Source organism: Alteromonas marina (assembly GCF_000808575.1).
Lineage (GTDB): Bacteria > Pseudomonadota > Gammaproteobacteria > Enterobacterales > Alteromonadaceae > Alteromonas > Alteromonas marina_A.
In genome coordinates this window covers 1-20619 of record NZ_JWLW01000065.1, presented here as the reverse complement: position 1 = coordinate 20619, position 20619 = coordinate 1, and the positions used below count along the sequence as shown (strand labels likewise).

19 protein-coding genes are annotated in these 20619 nt (G+C 44.2%); 6 read left to right on the top strand and 13 right to left on the bottom strand.

All coding sequences use genetic code 11. The annotated features are described in order from the left end of the window. Window positions 1-54: 54 nt before the first annotated feature. Both RJ41_RS15175 and RJ41_RS15170 read left to right on the top strand, forming a co-directional pair. The gene (locus tag RJ41_RS15175) at window positions 55-642 is read left to right on the top strand and encodes an acyl carrier protein phosphodiesterase (RefSeq protein WP_039222647.1); all 588 of its coding nucleotides are present in this window, start codon (window positions 55-57) and stop codon (window positions 640-642) included. Between the two features lie 150 nt (window positions 643-792). Further along, window positions 793-2409, top strand: coding sequence for a S10 family peptidase (locus RJ41_RS15170; RefSeq protein WP_084081916.1), 1617 nt, complete (start codon window positions 793-795; stop codon window positions 2407-2409). 129 nt (window positions 2410-2538) lie between these two features. Here the strand turns inward: RJ41_RS15170 and RJ41_RS15165 are convergent, their stop codons facing one another. Further along, complete coding sequence (locus RJ41_RS15165) at window positions 2539-3471, bottom strand: LysR family transcriptional regulator (RefSeq protein ID WP_039222644.1); 933 nt, start codon at window positions 3469-3471, stop codon at window positions 2539-2541. A 98-nt stretch (window positions 3472-3569) separates the two neighbouring features. Here RJ41_RS15165 and RJ41_RS15160 point away from each other — a divergent pair, with 98 nt between their 5' ends. Further along, a complete protein-coding gene (locus tag RJ41_RS15160) occupies window positions 3570-4583 on the top strand; it encodes a zinc-binding alcohol dehydrogenase family protein (protein WP_039222642.1) in 1014 nt (337 codons plus the stop codon). Window positions 4584-4672: 89 nt separating this feature from the next. Here the strand turns inward: RJ41_RS15160 and RJ41_RS15155 are convergent, their stop codons facing one another. Beyond that, window positions 4673-5668, bottom strand: a complete 996-nt coding sequence (locus RJ41_RS15155) for a YhdH/YhfP family quinone oxidoreductase (RefSeq protein WP_039222639.1) — start codon at window positions 5666-5668, stop codon at window positions 4673-4675. 336 nt (window positions 5669-6004) lie between these two features. Between RJ41_RS15155 and RJ41_RS15150 the strand changes: the two genes are divergently transcribed. Continuing rightward, entirely contained in the window at window positions 6005-6307 is a 303-nt protein-coding gene (locus RJ41_RS15150) for a winged helix-turn-helix transcriptional regulator (RefSeq protein ID WP_156964785.1), read from the top strand. Between the two features lie 93 nt (window positions 6308-6400). Here RJ41_RS15150 and gtfA read toward each other — a convergent pair whose 3' ends face one another. The 6 genes from gtfA to RJ41_RS15125 form a co-directional block, all read right to left on the bottom strand. Further along, on the bottom strand, window positions 6401-7897 hold the full coding sequence (gene gtfA / locus RJ41_RS15145; RefSeq protein ID WP_039222634.1) for a sucrose phosphorylase: 1497 nt from the start codon (window positions 7895-7897) through the stop codon (window positions 6401-6403). Between the two features lie 394 nt (window positions 7898-8291). Beyond that, complete coding sequence (locus RJ41_RS18980; protein WP_084081914.1) at window positions 8292-8465, bottom strand: oxidoreductase-like domain-containing protein; 174 nt, start codon at window positions 8463-8465, stop codon at window positions 8292-8294. A 239-nt stretch (window positions 8466-8704) separates the two neighbouring features. Further along, window positions 8705-10474, bottom strand: coding sequence for a flotillin family protein (locus tag RJ41_RS15140; protein WP_039222632.1), 1770 nt, complete (start codon window positions 10472-10474; stop codon window positions 8705-8707). Window positions 10475-10492: 18 nt separating this feature from the next. Next, on the bottom strand, window positions 10493-11107 hold the full coding sequence (locus RJ41_RS15135) for an OB-fold-containig protein (RefSeq protein ID WP_039222630.1): 615 nt from the start codon (window positions 11105-11107) through the stop codon (window positions 10493-10495). Between the two features lie 124 nt (window positions 11108-11231). Then, window positions 11232-11957, bottom strand: coding sequence for a UDP-2,3-diacylglucosamine diphosphatase (lpxH, locus tag RJ41_RS15130; protein WP_039222629.1), 726 nt, complete (start codon window positions 11955-11957; stop codon window positions 11232-11234). Window positions 11958-12085: 128 nt separating this feature from the next. After that, on the bottom strand, window positions 12086-12577 hold the full coding sequence (locus tag RJ41_RS15125; RefSeq protein WP_039222627.1) for a peptidylprolyl isomerase: 492 nt from the start codon (window positions 12575-12577) through the stop codon (window positions 12086-12088). A gap of 185 nt (window positions 12578-12762) precedes the next feature. On the opposite strand from RJ41_RS15125, the gene cysS reads away from it, so the two are divergent. Next, the gene (gene cysS / locus RJ41_RS15120) at window positions 12763-14145 is read left to right on the top strand and encodes a cysteine--tRNA ligase (protein WP_039222625.1); all 1383 of its coding nucleotides are present in this window, start codon (window positions 12763-12765) and stop codon (window positions 14143-14145) included. Window positions 14146-14333: 188 nt separating this feature from the next. Here the strand turns inward: cysS and RJ41_RS15115 are convergent, their stop codons facing one another. The 4 genes from RJ41_RS15115 to gloB form a co-directional block, all read right to left on the bottom strand. Next, window positions 14334-14756 (bottom strand): halomucin, encoded by a 423-nt coding sequence (locus tag RJ41_RS15115; protein WP_240485805.1) that lies wholly within the window; start codon window positions 14754-14756, stop codon window positions 14334-14336. 123 nt (window positions 14757-14879) lie between these two features. Continuing rightward, window positions 14880-15911 carry a hypothetical protein gene (locus RJ41_RS15110; protein WP_039222622.1) on the bottom strand — a complete coding sequence of 344 codons (1032 nt, stop codon included), beginning with the start codon at window positions 15909-15911 and terminating at the stop codon, window positions 14880-14882. Window positions 15912-15991: 80 nt separating this feature from the next. Beyond that, complete coding sequence (locus tag RJ41_RS15105) at window positions 15992-17656, bottom strand: lytic transglycosylase (RefSeq protein ID WP_039222619.1); 1665 nt, start codon at window positions 17654-17656, stop codon at window positions 15992-15994. Between the two features lie 64 nt (window positions 17657-17720). Continuing rightward, window positions 17721-18512, bottom strand: a complete 792-nt coding sequence (gene gloB, locus RJ41_RS15100) for a hydroxyacylglutathione hydrolase (protein WP_039222617.1) — start codon at window positions 18510-18512, stop codon at window positions 17721-17723. 84 nt (window positions 18513-18596) lie between these two features. Between gloB and RJ41_RS15095 the strand changes: the two genes are divergently transcribed. Then, window positions 18597-19457 carry a class I SAM-dependent methyltransferase gene (locus tag RJ41_RS15095; RefSeq protein ID WP_039222612.1) on the top strand — a complete coding sequence of 287 codons (861 nt, stop codon included), beginning with the start codon at window positions 18597-18599 and terminating at the stop codon, window positions 19455-19457. A gap of 185 nt (window positions 19458-19642) precedes the next feature. Here RJ41_RS15095 and RJ41_RS15090 read toward each other — a convergent pair whose 3' ends face one another. After that, on the bottom strand, window positions 19643-20482 hold the full coding sequence (locus RJ41_RS15090) for a mechanosensitive ion channel family protein (RefSeq protein WP_039222609.1): 840 nt from the start codon (window positions 20480-20482) through the stop codon (window positions 19643-19645). Window positions 20483-20619 lie beyond the last annotated feature (137 nt).

Below are 20619 nucleotides of genomic sequence, written 5' to 3'. Positions count from 1 at the left end.
TACTTGATACCTACAAGCCCTTACAACTTAAAATAGAGACCAATAAATTACAAAATGAATTATCTTGCCCATCTTTTCTTAGCCCGACCAACTGCCGATTCTCAATTCGGTAACTTACTCGGAGACTTCAGGCGAGGTGTTGATATTAAAGAGCTTGGACAAGCGGTACAGCTAGGTCTTAAAAATCACTATGAAGTGGATAGGTTCACCGACAGTCATACCAGCGTCTTAGCAGCAAAGGCGTTATTTCATAAAAGTCGTCGGCGCTTTGCACCTGTGGCGCTGGATATCTACTTCGATCACTTGCTAATTAAACATTGGGCGTCGTTTACAGCACAGGGTTTTGACGACTTCAGGGAACAGAGTTTCGCATTGTTAGAACAGCGATTGCCCACTATGCCAAGAACGATGCAGCACAGTGTCGGGCATATGATAACCCATGACTGGTTTGAAGATTATGCTAAGGAAGAGGGCATTGCTAAGGCGATTGCTGTGGTTGCTAAACGTATTCGTTTCCCCAACACGTTTCATCTTGCTGTGGATGATATTAATGCGAACAGAGACGAGATTGAAGCGAGATTCTTAACGTTTTTCCCTGAACTCATTACACATATCAAAATTAATGGCCCTGAGAATATTTGAAAGGCTTAACCGTGTTACAGAAATGTATCGAAGAAATTGGTCGTTTTGTCGTTCATTGCTAAGCTGTCGTGTGAACAGCGATATAGTAAAGCGTGCAATACAAAGACAACACAAAAACGATAAAATTAACGACACTCAAAGATAATAATGATGAATATTCAATCCTTAGTTAGAAATACATCGCCCGTATTATTAAGTCTGGGTAAAAATAAACACAAAGCGCAATCGCACGCGACCCTAGCATGGTTAACGGCAGCCTTAATTGCCTTTGTAAGCTTAACTACCAGTGCTTCAGCGGCAGAAGAAAGCGCATCTGCACATGCTCGTTCAATAAAAATTGATAGCAGTGTAGTGACAGAGCACGAAACTAAAATCCTAGGCAAGCGCATAAAGTACAGTGCCACCACGGGTACTCAACCGGTTTGGAACAGTAAAGACGAAGCGGTTGCCACTTTGTTTTACACTTACTATCAGCGCACTGACGTAAAAGAGAATACTGAGCGCCCGCTTATTATTTCTTTTAACGGCGGTCCAGGCTCTGCGTCAGTGTGGATGCACGTAGCCTATACAGGCCCTCGTATTCTTAATATTGACGATGAAGGCTATCCGGTTCAGCCCTATGGTGTTCAAACTAATCCTTACTCTATTTTAGATGTGGCTGACATAGTGTTTGTTAACCCAGTAAACACAGGGTATAGCCGAGTACTGCCTAAAGCTGACGGCAGCATGCCGTCGCAAGACGAGCAGCAGAAAATGTTTTTCGGCGTAAACGCTGATATTAGCTATTTGGCAGACTGGGTGAACACTTTCGTAACGCGCAATAACCGTTGGCGCTCGCCTAAATACCTTATTGGTGAAAGTTACGGTACGACGCGTGTTTCTGGGCTTGCTCTAGAACTGCAGAACCGCCAATGGATGTACTTAAACGGCGTTGTACTTGTATCGCCAACCGATATTGGTATAGAGCGCAACGGGCCGGTAAAAGCCGCTAATCGACTGCCTTATTTTGCTGCCGCGGCGTGGTATCACAATAAGCTTGAACCCGCGTTGCAAAACAAAGATCTTACTGAGCTATTGCCTGAAGTTGAAGACTTCACCATCAATACGCTTATTCCTGCTCTGGCCAAAGGTGGCTTCATTGGTGAAACGGAAAAGCGCGATGTGTTAAAGCAAATGGCGCGATATTCTGGGTTAAGTGAAGCGTCTATTGCGCAAAACAACTTAGACGTGAGCACTGCATTTTTCTGGAAAGACTTATTGCGCGACGAGGGGAAAACGCTAGGCCGCTTAGACAGTCGCTATTTGGGTATAGACGCTAAGCAAAGTGGCGACCGCCCTGACTATTGGGCGGAGCTTACTTCATGGCTTCATTCGTTCACGCCCGCCATTAATTACTACTTGCGTGAAGAGTTAAACTACAAAACGGATATTAAGTACAACATGTTTGGAAACGTGCACCCGTGGGATAGAAGCAATAATCAAACGGGTGAGAACTTGCGATTGGCCATGGCGCAAAACCCCTATCTGAATGTGATGATTCAAGCTGGCTATTACGATGGAGCAACGAACTACTTTGATGCCAAATACACCATGTGGCAGCTCGATCAAAGTGGCAATTTAAAAGACCGTTTGAGCTTTAAGGGATATCGCAGCGGGCACATGATGTATCTGCGTCGCGACGACTTAAAACAGTCCAACCAAGACTTACGCGAGTTTATTAAAATGAGCACACCGGGCAGAGGCATACCTGCTGAATACAAGCGATAGTGAAAGGCAAATCGCTTATTTGATAATAGGTGTTTACACATTATTGGGCTGTCGTTACTTGGTTAACGTAACGACAGCCGTTTTTTTTGAGAGAACTGTGGTTTGCACCTTTAATGTCAGCTTAAGCGACTAGTTTTTACTCTCTACAACTACACCAGCTTCTTTTAGCTGCGCTAAACATTCAGCGCAGCGCTCTTTCAGCATATCTCTGAATAGTCTTACTGCGGGAGTAATAGATTGGCGGCTAGGGCAAATTAGCCAAAGCTGTTTGGATTTGGGTTGATACTCGGGCAACAAGGTTACAAGTCGACCCTTTAAAATGTCGTCACACGCATCTAAGCCAGATTTAACAGCAACACCTTTACCCGCGACGGCCCAACGCTTTACTATTTCTCCGTCGTTTGCGGTTCTGTTGCCTCGCATTTTTATCTTCAGCGGTGTCCCTTTGTGAAAAAACTCCCATTCGTTATATACCTTGTCGTGTAGTTGGTAAAAAAGCCCGTTGTGTGTTTGCAAGTCTTCAAATTTTTCAGGGGCACCATGAGAGCTGATATAAGAAGGGGAGGCAACAAGTAAACTTGGTACATCACAAATTTTGAAACCGTATACATTCGCATCGGTTGGAGTACCGTACCTTAGCGCTAAATCGACGGGATCGCGATAAAAGTCAATGTTGCTGTCACTCAGGTTGAGCTTTACGGTTATTTTGTCATGCAAATCCATAAATCCATCTAGCCAAGGCGCAATCACATTTCGGCCTAAATCAGACGATAAACCTAACCTAAGCTCGCCCTCAATCACGCCTGTATCACCCTTTAAGTTTTGCTTGGCATTAGCCAGCATTGACATGGCTTCTTGGCACGTTGGCAAAAACCTTTCACCCGCAGACGACAGACGTAGTGAGCGTGTAGTACGAACAAATAATTCGGCACCAAGGGCCTGTTCTACGCGTTTGACCGCAGCACTTGCGGTTGCTGTACGCATATTCAAATGGGTTGCTGCTGCGGTAATATTTCTGAATTCAGCTACTTTCAATACGACGTTCAAGTCTTCTAGTAACATAATTTTCAAAAACCAGTTGATAATGTTTCTTGTATTGTGCTGTTTAAACAAAATGTATCAAGGGTAAGATGGATGCACGACTTAAAGGAGAAACAGTAATGAAAGCTATTGGCTATACCCACTCACTTGATATTAATGAGCCTAATGCGTTGATGGACTTAGAAATCGATAAGCCAAGCGCATCGGGTCGTGATTTACTGATTAAAATAAGCGCCATAGCGGTTAACCCTGTCGACTACAAAATCCGTCAGCGAGTAAACCCAGAGGGTGGTGAACCTAAAATACTTGGCTGGGATGCAGTAGGCGAGGTAGTTGATATTGGCTCGGATGTTACCAAATTTGCAGTTGGAGATAGAGTTTATTACGCAGGCGATCTTACTAGACCAGGCTCAAACGCAGAGTTTCAACTAGTAGATGAACGTATTGTCGGTAAAGCGCCTAAGTCTCTGTCAGACAGCGATGCTGCGGCACTTCCGCTTACTACTATTACCGCTTATGAACTGTTGTTCGATCATCTCAAATTAAAACAGCAAAGTGAAAAAAGCGAAGAAGTTGTACTTGTTGTCGGCGCAGCCGGTGGAGTGGGATCAATTATGTTGCAACTGCTTAAAACCCTAACAGGGGCTACCGTCATAGCTACTGCATCGCGTGAAAGCTCAAAAAATTGGGTACAGGAATTAGGCGCGGATTATGTCGTCGATCACAGTCAACCTATGGCTGAGCAAATAAAGGCATTAAACGTTGGTGAAGTAACGCATGTGGCAAGTTTAAATAATACCCATCAATACATCGATACCTATGTGGAAGTTATGAAGCCGAAGGGCAAACTAGCGCTAATTGACGACCCAGAAAGTCTTGATGTCGCCAAGCTTAAACAAAAGAGCCTATCACTTCATTGGGAATTCATGTTTACCCGTTCAATGTTTGAAACCGACGATATGGCTGAGCAAAGTCGTCTGCTGTCTGATGTGGCGTCGCTTATTGATGAGGGTAAAATCAAAACGACTGTAGGTAAGCATTTGGGTAAAATCAATGCCGCAAACTTAATAGAGGCGCATAAGGCACTAGAGGAAGGTAGCGCCATTGGTAAGTTGGTACTAGAGGGCTTTTAACTAAACCAGATAAACTCGCAGGCAGCATAACAATGCTGCCTGCGGGTGTGAATTTCTCGTACTGCTCTGACATAGCAAGTGACAAGAACTTAGTTTTGTACCTTCACCAAAGTACGGCCAGAAATCTGCCCCTTCAAGATTGCGTCAATTTTTCCATTAACCTCGCTAAGGGTAACTTCTTCTGTCAGGTCATCAAGGCATTCTAGCTTCCATTCATCGGCAAGTTTGCCCCACAGCCTTTCTCTTGGCGGCATTGGGCACTGAACCGAATCGATGCCAAGCAAAGACACACCTCGTAAAATAAATGGAAATACGCTCACGTTGAGGTCGTCGGAAGCCGTAAGACCGCAGCATGTCACTGTGCCACCGTATTGTGTTGCTTTTACAGCTTGTGCTAAATATTCTCCGCCTACGGTATCGACAGCGCCGGCGTATTGCTCTTTAAGCATAGGGCGCTCTTTGTTTTCTAACAGTTCACCGCGAGTTATTACTTTGCTTGCACCTAGGTTTTTTAAGAATGACTCATGTTCCTTTTTACCGGTACATGCCACTACAGAAAAGCCAGCTTTAGCGAGCAGGGCGACAGCGACAGAGCCGACACCGCCAGTGGCGCCAGTGACTAAAATATCACCCTTGTCAGGCGTTACACCATTTTCAACTAGACCTTGCACCGATAGACCCGCAGTAAACCCTGCGGTGCCAATGACCATCGCTTCTCTTAACGTCAGACCATCTGGTTTTGCTAACGCCCAATCACTGGGAATTCGAATGTACTCGCCAAAGCCGCCGGCGGTATTCATGCCAAGGTCATAGCCTGTCACTATAACTTCGTCGCCTTTTTTAAAGCGGTTGTCATCACATGACACTACGGTGCCTGCTGCATCAATGCCCGGAGTATGAGGGAAATTTCTGCTTACTCCAGGATTGCCGGTAGCAGACAGCGCATCTTTATAGTTAAGCGATGAATAATGAACATGAATGAGTAGTGTGCCGTCAGGTAGGTCATCAAGTGAGCGCTGCGTTACGCTACGCGTGAACGATTTATCTTCCTGTTTTTCTACAAGCAAAGCATTGAACGTTGCCATTCCTGTCTCCATAAGTCGAAAGTTAGGCTTCCCATTGTGACTTTATATAAACTTTGCGCAAGTATGCACTTTTTAGTAAGGTAGTACCCTAAAAGATACTATTGGGGCTGTGGGCAATATGTTAAGTATTTGTATGCGTTTGCCGGAACCGGCTGATACCCAAAGATCGTTATTGATAAAGTAACTAAGAGAGAGAGCATGACGGTAAATTTAAAAAGCGTTGAGGACATAGAAAGAGAAGTATTCCCAGACAATAAAAGCAACGCGGCCTCTAAACGTGAAAATAAAGGTTGTAGTCAGGCTCTTGGAGAAAATGCAGGCGAGCCAAATCAATACATCTGCGGAGTTGCCGTGTCGCTAGAAATTATAGGTGGCAAGTGGAAAGGCGTGATTTTATGGCACCTTTGTCATAAAACGCTACGCTTCAGTCAATTGCGTAGGAGGCTGCAAGGCGTTACCCAAAAAATGCTTACGCAGCAGTTGAGAGAGTTAGAACGCGACGGTTTAGTTAACCGGAAAGTGTTTGCTGAAGTGCCACCTCGTGTTGAATATTCCTTGACTGATTTAGGCCGTACGTTAGAGCCCACCTTACGGCAACTGTGTGAATGGGGCAGGGCATATCATGATGACTATAGGTAGTCGAGATGATATTCATTTGAAGTAGCGCTTAACACGAGCCAAGCGCTACTTCTTGCTGTAAGGACTTAGTCTAAAACTTTAAACAGTCGGATGTTAAGCTAGCAATGAGCCAATAGACAATACACTTTCTTCACCATTGGTTACTGTGGTGATGGTCGCATCCATTGCGCTGAAGTTAACGTTTAGTGAAGCGGTATCGCTATCTTTTTTCCACGAAAGAACCAGTTCGTCATTATTGTAATTTACGTCAAACTCGCCATTGAATGCATCGCTTTCATTTCTAAGTGATATGAGTTTCATTAAACCTTTTACCACTGGCTTTTCAACGGCCTGTTCAACCATAGAAGTTGTTAAGTAAGGGCGGTTTATATCACGGCCAACATTAGTCCGAGCAAGTAATTCCATATCATTGTGTGCAGCAAGCATACCGCCATAGTAGACTTGAGGAATTCCCGGGCTAAAGAACTGAATAGCACGAGCAACCAAGTAGGCGAAATCATCCTTACCTAATGCATCGTAATACGTACAGTTAACTTGATACAGGTCTACATTGTTCGCTGCGGCTCCTGTAGCTTTTTTAGATTCACCGTTAGAGTTCTCATGTATTTGTTCAACAAGTGCGTTGATCGCGTCTGCATTAAGAAGACCAGGCTTGTCACCACTTGCGCCCACATCAACAATACCAATACCATCATGGGTATCTAATACGGTAAAGCAATTACGAGGCGAGATAGAAAGCCAGTATGCCAGTGCTTCTGCATTTTTAGTAAATAACGTATGTAGTACAAGCGGCGGTAAAGCAAAATCATAAACACTGTCGCAACGCGCAGCAATATCGATCTGTGTTTGATAGTGACTATGTATTTCTACCAAGCACTGCATGCCCATACCACGCGCGCGATTAGAAAGTTCTTCAATAAACTCAAAGGTTTCTTCAAGCATGAAGCAGTTTGAGCCTGCGCGTTTAATGGCATAGCCTGCCGCGTCTAAACGGATAAGATCAACATTACTTTCAGTGAATGACTGAAGAATAGAAGATAAATAGTCTTTGCCTAGCTGAGACTCTACATCAATATCAATCTGATTTGAGGTAAAGGTAGTCCAGAATGGAACAGTTTCTGGTTTATCAGTTGCAGTACCAACTTCGTAATCGCTGAAAAATGGCGTCGGACGAGGGCGGAAGACTCGTGCTATTTGTTCGTCGATTTGCGCTTGGTCATTACCTTTAAAAATGTCTTCTTTGGTTAAAAACAATGGCCAGTAAGTCGATTCGCGTCCGTTTTTTAACACGTCTTTAAATGCTTCACTTTGCCCTGACATGTGGTTAACGATGAGGTCGGCCATAATATCTACCGATTCGCCAAGCTTTTTGATGTTGTTCCAATCGCCTAGTCGTTCATCTACTGTCGTATGATCGATTGGGTCGAAACCCGCATCTTCGCCATCGTATGGATAGTAAAAGGGTAAAACGTGAACGCCAGTGAACAGTCCGTTCAATGGACCTTCAAGTATCGCTGTCATGCTCTCGATGTTGCCATCGCCCAGTCGGTCTGCGTAGGTAATGAGTTGAACGCCATTGCGTATAGACATGATAATTCTCCAAAATTCAGCATGTGCTAGCTCGTACTTCTTCTGTGTTTCGCGAGCACACATTACTACAAATTAAGCACTACCAGTCTGATAGGTTCACAGTTAACTATGTAACGGGTTTAGCTTAATTCTTAATCTTTTACCGTAGACTCATAAAGTTTGATTAAAAATCACGATAAACTTAAAACTTAATCGATTAAGTAAAGATAGCAGCAGACAGGTAATTTGTAAATGAGAAGTTTCAAAAATGAGACAGGAAAAGCCTATGCTCAAGGGGTATTGACGTCGATTTTGCATTTGAGCAACTTGTCGATGGTGAGCTTCTCAAAGGTAAAGGTTAGTCTATAGTCGTTGTGTAGATGGTGAGTTTTGAAGAAGAGTATTGGTACAAGTGTTAAGCGCTACTGTTTGATGAGTTGCTGTTGTTTAATTTTTCTAACTCTCGTTTCGCCTCTTTCCATTTAGCGAGTTTCTCATAGTACACGTCCCAAATACAAGGGCAGCACGAACCCCCGCCGCAACAGTCGTCTCTCAATGGTTTTTCCGGCTCTTCCGGTAGCGAGTCCATGAAATTTATCCTTATTTTTTCTAAAAATATCCAGCGCGCTAAGCATATTGGCAATAGTTAACAATACCTAGAAGCGATTAGAATTGAAACTGCCAAATCAGATGTTACTCGTAAAAACGAGGCTAAACAAAAAGCCCTGTTAAATAACAGGGCTTGGGGTATCTATATATCTTATTTTACTAGGCAGACACAGGCCGCTGCAAAAATGTAAAACAAAGGTCAACAGGCCTAGTAATGAATTAATCAGCAGGGTGCTCTTCCTGAACTTTTCGACCATTTAGGTTTTCTGGTGCAGTCACAACGGGCTTAGGCTTAACTGCACCGGCTTTAGCCAATATATCGCTGTTGCCGGTAACCAAGTCTGCTAAAGAGCCTTTGTCGGCATCGACTAAACCTACTTCCCGCAGCATAGAATCTACCAGAGGGGCGTTAGCACGATAATTTAGCGCTGCCTGTGTTACCTGCTCTGCAAGGCCGTTACTTGAGGTTGCAACAGTATGCTCACCATTAGCGCCGCTACCCTGACCGTACCCTTGGAGAATTTTAATACCTTCAATGTTTTCAAGAGGCTTAACCGCTTGTGCAACAAGTTCCGGCAGTATCTTGAGCATCGCAAGGGCCTTTTGTAGCTCAATTTGCTCGGTTTTAAGAGTATTCTCAGCTTCGTAAAGGGCTTGTTTACCCTGCGCTTCAACGGCAAGTACTTTTTCATCAGCGTCGGCTTGTAGCATTTTCGCATCGGCTGCAGCTTTGGCCTCGGTAAGAATTGCGGCAGCAGAGTTTTCAGCCGCTTCTTTCTTAGCCTGTGCTTCAACGGTTATGCCCACTGCTTCACGTTCAGCTTCTTTACGCGCATCAATAACTTCAATTTGCTTCTTACGCTCAGCTTCTGCTACCGATTTAGCGGTAAGCACTGCTTCTTCTTTTTCCACTTTTTGCTTTTCAGCTTCAGCGGCTTTAGCGCGAGCTGCAGACTCTTCTTCCGACTTAGTCGCAACAGCAATTTGTTTTATTTGCTCTGAAACCTCAACTTCCTGCTGCTGGCGTATACGAGCTTGTTCTAGCGCTTGGCGCTTAGCAATTTCTTGCGTTTCTATTTCACGAGATTTCTCAATTTCAGCTGCTTCAATAGCGCGGTTTTTAGCAATTTCTGCTTCGCGCTCTTCTCGTTCTTTCATTTCACGTTGTTTGGCAATTTCAGCTTTTTGCTCTTGGCGTTTAAAAGCAAGTACCTGCTCTTGCGCTAGTCGGGCCTCTTCTTCATCGCGCTTTACGTCTAAAGATTGTTTTTCGGCCGCTAAGTTGCGCTGCTCAATGAAAATACGGTTTTCTTGCTGGATGTCGTTAGTTTCTTTGCGTTTTTCTTCAATGATTTTGGTCAGACGAGCGCGACCTTCTGCATCGAACGCATTGTTTTCGTTAAAGAACTGCAGGTCTGTTTGGTCGAACCCGGTTAAGCTTACCGATTCAAGTTCTAAACCGTTCTTCTCTAGGTCGTTAGCCACACTTTGCTGAACTTTTTGTACGAAATCAGCACGCTGTTCGTGCATCTCTGTCATGCTCATTTCAGCAGCTACGGCACGCAGTACGTCTACAAACTTTGACTCCATTAATTTTTTTACTTCTTCAGCGCGGGTGGTGCGAGTACCTAGCGTTTGCGCAGCCATTGAGATGCCGTTGGCATTCGGCGCTACACGTAGATAGAAGTCGGCTTTTACGTCCACACGCATGCGGTCTTTTGTAATAAGCGCGTCTTTTTGAATTTTCTCTACTTCTATACGAAGGGTATTCATGTTCACCGGAATAATTTCGTGAACCACAGGAAGAACCAAAGCGCCACCGTCCTTGATCACTTTCTCGCCACCTAACCCGGTTCTTACGAACGCCGTTTCTTTTGTAGCTCGTGTGTAGAGTTTAGCGAATATAAGGCCAATAACGATAAGCCCTACAACAATAGCACCGGCAATAAAGAGTATTGACGGCAAGCTAGATGGTTGAATTGTATCCATACTTTTATCTCTTTTAGGTTATAGGTAGCGGGTTGCTAACCAGCTGTGTTGGTTTTTCTGAACTAAAATGACGCGCTCTCCCTGTGCGAACAATTCTTCATCTTCGAATGGTTCAACTAACACAAAATGAGGCTGAGAATAATGGTCGGTGAACTTGGCTTCTGCCGGGTTACCGCGGCTTGCTTTTCCAATGGTGATTTCGGCTACGGAGCCTATAAAATCCTCGCTGTTCACCGCACTAGATTCTACGCTAGGCAATACACCTGCAATAATCTTTACAGTTTTTGCTGTAACCAGTAGCCCAATAAAAAAAGCGAGGGTAACAGATAGGAGCGTGGGTAGCGTAAAGCTTAGTACACTTGCTGTAATGCCATTTATAATTAGGCCAAGAAGCCCGAATATTGTAAGCAATACTATCAAGTATATTAAAAAGGGAACTTTATTGATATTTAGCCAGTTAGCAAACGAGGTATTGAGAAATCCATCGCCATCTAATTCTGCAAAGTCGTCGCCAAGCCCTAAAAGGCTTGCGCCAAACACTGTACTAACAAGCTCTAAAATAAAAACGAAAAATACGGCTATAAGCGCAATGCTGAACCAGAAGTTTGCAGGGGAAAGAAGAACATCTGTCATTTACACCGTCCATGATGACTAACTTGCTTTTATTCTTTATACCACAGAACAAAAATTAAGCCAGTTCGCAACACATGTACTTTGGGCTAGTTTGTAACAAATAATTATGGGTCGCGCTTTTACGCTAGCTGAAGTTATGCTTTTGCAGCATCACGTCATTTTCAGTAACCTTCAACACACTGCCTTGGTCATACCAATCTCCAAGAACAATACGCGTTGCAGGTTTGCCATTAGCTTCAAGGCTGTGGACGTTTGGTCTGTGTGTATGGCCGTGGATCATGCGTTGCACACCCCATTTCTCCATCACTTTTACTACCTCTTCTGGGGTTACATCCATAATATCTGGCTTTAGATTTTGTTGCTTAGCTTTACTCTCTGCGCGGCCATTGTCCGCAACACGCTGGCGATACCATAACGGTAGGGCAAGCATTAATCGAGGCCACCACCATCCACGGGATTTCTTGCGAAACTTTTGATAGGCAACGTCACGAGTACAAAGCTCGTCACCATGGGTCAGCAGGGTAGGCGTGCCGTAAAGGTCTATAACTTCTTGTTCGTTTAATAGTGTCATTCCAGCTTTTGATAGCCACTTTTCCCGTATAGCGAAATCGCGATTGCCGTGAATAAAGTAAATGGGGCAGTGCTGACTCACTTTTTTAAAGGCTGCCGCTATGGCAGTGTTAAACGGGGTGACGTTATCGTCTCCAATCCAAACTTCAAACAAATCACCAAGAACATAGAGTGCGTCGGCGTTAACTGCATCTTCTTCTAAAAATCGCAATAAGCATTCTGTAATATCTGGGCGGTCGGCACTTAGGTGTAAATCGGCAATGAAGTAGGTGAACGACATAAATCTTCTTAAGTGTGGTTTAAAAAGCCGCGTTAGCAATAACGCGGCTTGCTTTTAAATAGGGGCCGAAAGCATGTTGAAGAACATGCTAATCAAGCCAATATTTAGTTAAGCGTTAGAGGGGCCGCTTAAGCAACCACTGCTTTTTCAATGATAACTGGCTCAACAGGTACATCCTGGTGATAACCGTGGTTACCGGTTTTAACGGCTTTAATCTTCTCTACCACGTCCATACCTTCAGTTACTTTACCAAAGGCGCAGTATCCCCAACCGTTTATAGACTTGCTAGTATGGTTAAGGAAGTCGTTGTTGTTCACGTTAATAAAAAACTGTGCTGTAGCAGAGTGTGGGTCTTGCGTGCGCGCCATCGCGATGGTACCTACTTCGTTGGCAACACCGTTGTTTGCTTCGTTTTCAATCGGATCTTTTGTATCTTTTTGGTCCATATCTGGCGTAAAACCACCACCTTGGATCATAAAGTTGTTGATTACACGGTGAAAAATAGTGTTATCAAAAAAACCGTCTTCAACGTAAGAAATGAAGTTAGCTACCGTTTTAGGCGCTTTATCTTCAAAAAGCTCTAGGGTGATGTCACCGAAATTTGTTTTTAACGTAACCATTGTGGTTTGTCCTGTGTGTTAGCATACATATAAAGTGGCGGCATTTTAGCGCAAAACGAGTCGTTAGCGCAAAGAGACGGTTATCGCAAAACCCAGCAATATCGTTGCAAAAGGCTTGTACCATTTAAATCGTGACAGTGCTAAACTTTGCGGCCGAAAAATTATGACAAATAGGAAATATAGACATGCTACATCTTTACAACACCCGAACCCGTGAAAAAGCGAAGTTTGTACCGCTTCAAGAAGGGAAAGTGGGTTTGTATGTGTGTGGTATTACCGTTTATGACCTAAGTCATATGGGTCATGCCCGTACTTACCTGAGTTTCGATGTCTTAGTACGCTACATGCGCCACCTTGGTTTAGATGTGAAGTACGTGCGCAATATCACCGATATCGACGATAAGATTATTGCTCGCGCCAATGAAAATGGCGAAAGCTTTGAGGCGCTTACTGCACGCACTATTGCCATGATGCACGAAGATTTTGCGGCGATTAACTTACTAGAGCCAGACGTTGAACCGACAGTAAGTGGCCACATGGATGAGATTATTGAAATCATCCAGCGTTTAATTGACAAAGGCTACGCCTATCAAGCTAAAAGCGGCGATGTGCTATTCGATGTAAGCAAGTATGAAGACTACGGTAAGTTAAGCAAACAAGACTTAGATCAGCTCAAAGCCGGTGCACGTGTTGAAGTGGCGGCAGGTAAAGACGACCCGCTAGACTTCGTGCTGTGGAAAACTACCAAGCCGGGTGAGCCTGCTTGGCAGTCACCATGGGGCGAAGGTCGCCCAGGTTGGCATATTGAGTGTTCAGCGATGAACCACAAGCACCTTGGTGCGCACTTTGATATTCACGGCGGTGGCTCAGATTTAACCTTCCCTCATCACGAAAATGAAGTGGCTCAATCGTGCTGCGCGTATGACACACCTTACGTAAACGTGTGGATGCACGCAGGTATGGTACAGGTTAATGATGAAAAGATGTCTAAGTCGTTAGGCAACTTCTTTACCTTGCGCGATGTGCTTAAAGAACACGATTCAGAAACCTTGCGTTTCTTCTTAATGTCGGCGCATTATCGTAGTCAGTTAAGCTACTCGCAAGACAACATCACTCAAGCAAAAGCGGCCCTAGAGCGTTTGTATACTGCACTTCGTGGTGTAGAAGTAGATGAAAGCACTGACCTTGGCTACGGTGGCTACTTAGCACGTTTCGAAGCGGCTATGAATGATGACCTTAACGTGCCAGAAGCTTTTTCGGTGCTGTTCGACGTGGCACGTGAGCTTAACCGTCAAAAGGACAATGCTGAAGTGGCGGGCAAACTGGCAGCGGTTCTTAAAGGTCTGGGCGCAATTTTGGGTATGCTTCAAAGTGATCCAGATACTTACCTCAAAGGTGGTGACGGTAATGACGACGAAGCGGCTGAAATTGAAGCCTTGATTAAACAGCGCAATGATGCCCGTGCCGCGAAAGACTGGGCAGCAGCAGACGCTGCACGTGATGCACTAAATGCAAAAGGTGTAGTGCTGGAAGATGGCCCAAGCGGTACGACCTGGCGAAAAGCCTAAATAGCAGCAGTGCTATTAGATAGCAAGAAAGCCCGCATTTGCGGGCTTTCTTATTTGGTAAGGGTGAAACGGCTAATAGCTTCTATGCTTAGCTTATCAATGGCTTTACTATTCGCGTTAAAGGCGTGCTTGATAGTGAGACGAGAATTATTCTGTCTACTACTGAAAAATAGTATGTCTTATCAGTATTAACAGCTATTGTCGCCATTTATCCATCGATTTACATCATCACTTAAATTTAAGTCTGTACCTAAGTTAAACTCACCTTCTCGAACAGATACCTCGCTGCCGTAGGTTGAGTGGGTAACAGTGACGTGCAAAAAAGGATATTGCGGAGTGCTCCCTTCTTTACGACTGGCCGTGAGTTTGTAGCCGTTTTGTATTGTGTACGTGTTTACGACTATATCGCTATGGATTGGCTTATGCAGTGTGGACCAGCATCGGTTTGCATTGTATTCAATGCGCTCAACTATTTTTTCAGGTTCTTGGTTGGTAGAAATAGAAGAGGTCGGCAAGATCACCATGCAGCCCGAAGCAAATGCCGTTATACAAATTACTAGTATTGCGTGGTTAAATGAGCGGATGAACGTTCTGAAGCGTTTGATTTTCATCTTAAATCCCTGTAATCGTTATAATTATATTCGTAAGGACTTTATATTAACTTATTTGTATGAACAATGACTGAATAGAATACTGGTGAGCGTTCACCTTGACTCCACCGCTTTGCAAATTTCTTAAATTTCGGGTTTGCCAGTGGGGATAGCTGATTCTTTTTCGGTGAGATGTGACTTCCAACGCTGCTGTGCAACGTGTGCTTTCACCAGTTCTAAGCATTCGTTTACAACGTTAAGTACTTCTTTATCAAGTGCATCGGCGGTAGGGGTATAGTCGTGCATGCCGACCGAAATGAAATGGTCGATGCGCTCTGCGTCTAAGTCGCTTAACAGATTAACCAGCGATGTGGTAACTATGTCAGTAACCGATTCTTCCAATGTATTTTCAATAGTTTTGCCAATAACAGGTAGATAGTGAAGGGAAGAGACTTGCGCATTACTTCTCACCGCTTTACCCACGCTTTTGCGCACGTGCTCCCGTATCACCTCGCCGTGCTCTTCGCTTTGAATTGACTGACCTAAATGGTTTATAACGCCAGCCATCCATTGGGTAATGACAGGACGGCGGGGGGCCAGTACCTGTGCGTTGATATCGTCTAATAAAGGCGAACCTGCTGAGATGTCTTTTTGCGCATCGCTGAGCACTTTTACAACAATTCGGTCGCTTAACTCTTCAACAAATACATCGTAGTAAAACGCAAAAAAGCGAAAGACCGCGGTTTGATTTAAGTCGATGATTTCGAATTTGTGCAGGCGGTGCAAAATAGAAAATATGCGCAAGAAACGAAATAGGCGGGTAGGTCCAGTAGGGATTAGACCTATTATGTCGTACCAATGCAAAAACGGAAAAAAGTACCAGCGTAAGTGTTCTTTACGCACAATAGCTACAACCCACCGGAAGCAAAATTCGCTGAAGAAAATGGCGATAAACACCAAGTCGACCAACAGAAAGTTGTTGTGAACGGGATCGTAGGCGTTAAGAAAAGCGGGAAAATACGTGCCCAATAGACCATAGACAAAGTCGGTGGCGTATAAGGCGTCGAAAATGAGCCATGTTAGGTTCACAAAAAGTATACCTAACATGACTAAATCTAAGATTAACCAAGGCGTTTCATGACTGTTTCGCAAATTTTCTCGGTTAATTCTTAGCATTTCCTTATCCTGTATTCTGACTCAAAGCGTAACGTAAATGCAGTTGTGCATGAACAGTATCGAACTTTAAGTATTAAAGGTTAGCTTGATGCGTTCAACCTTGTTACGTCTACATAAAGTTTTAGCTTCTGACCAGGTTGTAGATAGCGCTTGGTATTAAGTGAATTCCACTTGCCTATGTCGCTTACTCTAACATTGAACTTGCTGGCGATACGAGATAACGAATCGCCATTTCTTACTGTGTAGGTCACTTTTTTGGTAACACCGTCTTGCGCGTTACCTTCTTGCCAGATGACTAAGGTCTTGCCCGGGTGAAGCATATCGCCAGGGGCCATACCGTTCCATTTAGCTAACTGTTTAGTGCTTATATTGTACTTACGGGCAATATCCCAAAGCGTATCACCAGATTGTACGGTATGACGTACTTTTTGCTTAGACGTGTTACCGTTTTGTAAGCTAGCGAGACGTTGCTCTTGAGATAACGTATAGCTGTCCAGTTCTTGAAGTGCTACTGGTACCATTATCGCTTGACCCACGCGGATCATGGACGAGTCGAGCTCATTCACTTTTTTAAGAACTTTCACGGTGGTGTGATACTGCTTTGCGATTTTGCCTAAACTGTCGCCGGGCTTCACCGAGTGGCGTACCCAATTTAACCGTTCTTTTTGGTCAATTTTTGCAAGCGCTTGAGAAAAGGCAGCTGCTTTATCAAGGGGCAGTATTAACCTGTGTGGCCCTTCAGGCGACGTGGCCCAGCGGTTAAAGCCAGGGTTTAGCCCATGCAATTCCTTTAAAGACATACCGGCAAGTTCGGCTGCAAACGCTAAATCGACCTGAGAGCCAATATCAACCACTTCAATAACGGCAACGTTTTCCACTTCTGGCCATGAGTACGCATATTCATCTTTGTTTTTAAGAATATCAGCAAGCGCTAATAACTTAGGTACGTAAGCACGGGTTTCCTTGGGTAAATTCAGGTTCCAGAAATCAGTAGGTTTTCCTGCACGTTTGTTTGCTTTAATCGCTCGCTGTACACGACCTTCGCCGCTGTTATAGGCAGCAAGTGCATGAAGCCAATTTCCGTCGAACATTTCATTTAGGTATGTAAGGTAGTCAAGTGCACCTTGAGTAGACGCAACAACGTCTCGACGTCCGTCATACCACCAATTCTGTTGCATACCAAAGCGCTTGCCTGTGCCAGGAATAAACTGCCACATACCAGCCGCTTGGCCATGGGAATAAGCAAAGGGATCAAAAGCACTTTCTACTATTGGTAAAAGCACAAGCTCCATCGGCATGTCGCGCTTTTCAATTTCTTCGGTAATGTAATAAAGAAAAGGCTTGGCACGTTTTACAACGCGAGCCATATACTCTGGGTGCTTCAGGTACCATTTACGCTGTGCGCTAATGCGTTTGTCGTCAGGGATCGCTAAGGCGAAATTCGCGCTTGCACGTTCCCATACGTCAGTAACTACCGCCTGCGTATGCATGTCAGGTATATCGGTAAGCTCGGCACCTTCTTCTAGCGTATCGTCATTCGGGTGAACGACTTCAACAACGCCATCTCTTGCTAATTCACAATCTGAAATGGCTTCTTCGTTGCTATGAATTTCACTGCACGCTTCTAGCGAAGCGGTTTCGTTACTTTCTAATTGTGCATTGTCGCTACTATCGTCGGTTAACTGACAACCCGTTAAACCTATCGCCAACAACAACGGCGATAGAGGAAAAAACTTCAACTGCATATATGAAGAAACCTCTTGGAGCACTGCAAACCGGCAATATTACGATAATCGGTTTACTTTTGCATCAAAACTCATCTTTCCAGCGGCGAACTGCAGCAAATACAGCTACATCGTCAGCCAGGTTATTTTCGCAATAGGCTTCGGCAGCAGTTTTCACAGAAAGTTCATGAGCACGTAAAAATGGGTTTATATTCTTTTGCTCTTTGAGATTACTAGGTAGTGTAGGCTGACCTTGAGCGCGTTTATCTGCCACCCACTGTGCGTAGTCACACAGCGCCTTATTGTCTGGCTCTACGGCTAAAGCAAACTGGACATTAGCCTGAGTATACTCATGTGTACAGAACACTTTCGTGGCGTCGGGTAGTCGCTTTAACTTATTCAGTGAATGATGCATCTGCTCTGGCGAACCTTCAAACAATCTTCCGCAACCTGCTGAAAAAAGCGTATCGCCGCAAAATAGGGCGCCATGCCCAAAGAAAGCAATATGGTCAAGCGTATGCCCTGGCACTTCCATAACTTGCAGTGACATTTTAAACACAGGAAGTGTAACGGTATCACCTTGTGCCACCGATTTGGTAATGCCTCGTATATGGTTACCTCTGGGGCCTATTACTGGTAAATTGGGTACTGCTGACACTAGCTTCGCAATGCCACCGGTGTGATCTCTATGATGATGGGTAATAAGCACTGCGCTAAGCGTTAAGCCCTTAGCTTTTAGAAAAGCCAACACAGGTTCAGCATCACCCGGATCCACAACAATAGCGCTACTTTCGTTGTAAATGCACCAAATGTAATTGTCGGTAAAAGCGGGAATAGGATGAATGGCTACGCCTGAAGGAAGTGTTTCTGCCGTCATTAGAGTACCTGCTTGTGTAGGTAGAATTATGCGTTACTATAGGGGCTTGTGAAGAGCAGAGCAACCTAAGAGCGCGCAGTGTTAATGAGATCGGCGTTTAAAACCAAACCGCCTCGCTATCCTTCAAACTGGGATGATTTCCCTGCCGGCGAGCATATTAGACATGCTGTGAATACTGTGTGTAACGATTATGCAGAGCGCATATTTGGGTATCACTTTGCCAAACTAGGTTCGCTAAGTGCCGAGATCAATTTGCATAGCAGCCCAATTCGACACCATATCAACCATGTTCCGTTTAATGACCTAGTTAGCGACAAGCTAAATGACGACGATGGGAGTGGTGGCTTTTCCAACCGTAATTCAGCATCAGGTACTTCGTTAAACGAAGGCACGGGCGAACCGAAAAAAAGCCGAGGAAACACGGTAGTGGGGCAGTCGCACTGCTTACCCTTTGCCGAAAACAGCATTGATGGTTTTCTGTTAGCTAATGAATTAGATTTTGCGCAAGACCCTCACGAGATTTTACGCGAAGTTGACCGCGTTATAACGCAAAACGGTTACGTTATCATCAGTGGTTTTAACCCGTTAAGTCTGGCTGGAATTGCCAAATTTCTACCGGTTAAACGAGGAAACATTTTGCACGATGCTCGCTTTTTTACGTCATATCGCATTAAAGATTGGCTTCAGTTGCTGGGATTTGAAATTGTTGAACAGCGCCAAATAATGTTTTCAACGCTCTTTTTTCAACAAAAGTGGAAAGGGGCGGTTAAGCTTCAGGATTATTTATCTTCTTATTTGCCCTGGTGCAGCGCTGTATATGTAATACTCGCGAAAAAGCGGGTAATCCCTATGACGGCCATAAAACCTAAACGCAATTTAAAGCCGCGCTTTTCAGCGGTAGGGGCAAGCGTAAGGACTTCCACGGTGAATCGTACGCTGCGTTAGTGGTGTTAATGTTCATGTCATTCGCACTTAAAGCGGGCCAGGCTTTTAATTAAAAGGCCGTAATAAGCGTTAACCCTCTTAGATATTTGCTTGGTTGCTGTACCAAAACCCCAAGCTTTAACGTCTATAAGCCAATCTGAAGGGGAGATGGAGATAGCTTGGCACGCTATCTCCATATTCAGAACTTAGTCGTTACTTGCGTTATACAGATGCACATCTCGCTGTGGATAGGGAATGCTAATACCTTCTTCATCAAAAGCTTTTTTAACTTTTTCTTGCATATCCCAATAGTAAGGCCACAAATCATCTGTGCCAACCCAAGGCCTAAACATCAGGTCGACTGAATTATCACCTAAGCCAGCGACACAGATCCTCGGTGCAGGTTCGGTCAATGAGCGTTCGTCCTCTTCAAACAAACGTTGCAAAATTTTCTTTGCTTTGTCGATATCGTCATCGTAGCCAATACCAAATGTCATGTCGCAGCGACGCTTATCGTATACGCTAACGTTAGTTAACGTGGCATTAGATAGATTTCCGTTGGGAATAACAACACGCTTATTGTCAAAGGTGTTGATTACAGTATAAAGAATTTGTATCTCTGCAACAGAACCTAAATGACCTTCCGCTTCAATGGTATCACCCACTTTGAATGGTTTGAAAATAAGAATTAGCACACCGCCAGCAAAATTAGCCAGGCTGCCTTGTAATGCAAGACCTATAGCCAAGCCTGCCGCCCCAACCACGGCAATAAATGAGGTGGTTTCAATACCTATCATAGAGGCAACAGAAATCAACAACATGACTTTTAAAACGGCACTAATAAGCCCGCATAAAAATTTGTTTAGTGTAGGGTCCTTTTTACCTATTCGGTGATCCAACAGAGTTACAAAACGATTCACTAACCAAAGGCCCACCACCAAAGTGAGAATAGCCAATAGCAATTTGGGGGTGTAAGTCATCACCAATGATATGGCTTTTTCGGTTAATTCCGATAAATCGATATTAGTCCCGAATAAATCTTCCATAAATACCTCTTTCAATGATTAAACACCCTGACTACGTTAAAGAAAGAATGATAGATCGCCGTGAATTAATGCGAGTGAAATAGTTTTTTTGTTGATTTGAAGTCGGTAGCCTCTTTTGCAAGAGGGCAAGAGGGCAA

Coding starts and splice junctions, on each gene's coding strand:
- RJ41_RS15175 (WP_039222647.1), top strand. CDS start 55: ATGAATTATCTTGCCCATCTTTTCTTAGCCCGACCAACTGCCGATTCT.
- RJ41_RS15170 (WP_084081916.1), top strand. CDS start 793: ATGAATATTCAATCCTTAGTTAGAAATACATCGCCCGTATTATTAAGT.
- RJ41_RS15165 (WP_039222644.1), bottom strand. CDS start 3,471: ATGTTACTAGAAGACTTGAACGTCGTATTGAAAGTAGCTGAATTCAGA.
- RJ41_RS15160 (WP_039222642.1), top strand. CDS start 3,570: ATGAAAGCTATTGGCTATACCCACTCACTTGATATTAATGAGCCTAAT.
- RJ41_RS15155 (WP_039222639.1), bottom strand. CDS start 5,668: ATGGCAACGTTCAATGCTTTGCTTGTAGAAAAACAGGAAGATAAATCG.
- gtfA (WP_039222634.1), bottom strand. CDS start 7,897: ATGTCTATACGCAATGGCGTTCAACTCATTACCTACGCAGACCGACTG.
- RJ41_RS18980 (WP_084081914.1), bottom strand. CDS start 8,465: ATGGACTCGCTACCGGAAGAGCCGGAAAAACCATTGAGAGACGACTGT.
- RJ41_RS15140 (WP_039222632.1), bottom strand. CDS start 10,474: ATGGATACAATTCAACCATCTAGCTTGCCGTCAATACTCTTTATTGCC.
- RJ41_RS15135 (WP_039222630.1), bottom strand. CDS start 11,107: ATGACAGATGTTCTTCTTTCCCCTGCAAACTTCTGGTTCAGCATTGCG.
- lpxH (WP_039222629.1), bottom strand. CDS start 11,957: ATGTCGTTCACCTACTTCATTGCCGATTTACACCTAAGTGCCGACCGC.
- RJ41_RS15125 (WP_039222627.1), bottom strand. CDS start 12,577: ATGGTTACGTTAAAAACAAATTTCGGTGACATCACCCTAGAGCTTTTT.
- cysS (WP_039222625.1), top strand. CDS start 12,763: ATGCTACATCTTTACAACACCCGAACCCGTGAAAAAGCGAAGTTTGTA.
- RJ41_RS15115 (WP_240485805.1), bottom strand. CDS start 14,756: ATGAAAATCAAACGCTTCAGAACGTTCATCCGCTCATTTAACCACGCA.
- RJ41_RS15110 (WP_039222622.1), bottom strand. CDS start 15,911: ATGCTAAGAATTAACCGAGAAAATTTGCGAAACAGTCATGAAACGCCT.
- RJ41_RS15105 (WP_039222619.1), bottom strand. CDS start 17,656: ATGCAGTTGAAGTTTTTTCCTCTATCGCCGTTGTTGTTGGCGATAGGT.
- gloB (WP_039222617.1), bottom strand. CDS start 18,512: ATGACGGCAGAAACACTTCCTTCAGGCGTAGCCATTCATCCTATTCCC.
- RJ41_RS15095 (WP_039222612.1), top strand. CDS start 18,597: ATGAGATCGGCGTTTAAAACCAAACCGCCTCGCTATCCTTCAAACTGG.
- RJ41_RS15090 (WP_039222609.1), bottom strand. CDS start 20,482: ATGGAAGATTTATTCGGGACTAATATCGATTTATCGGAATTAACCGAA.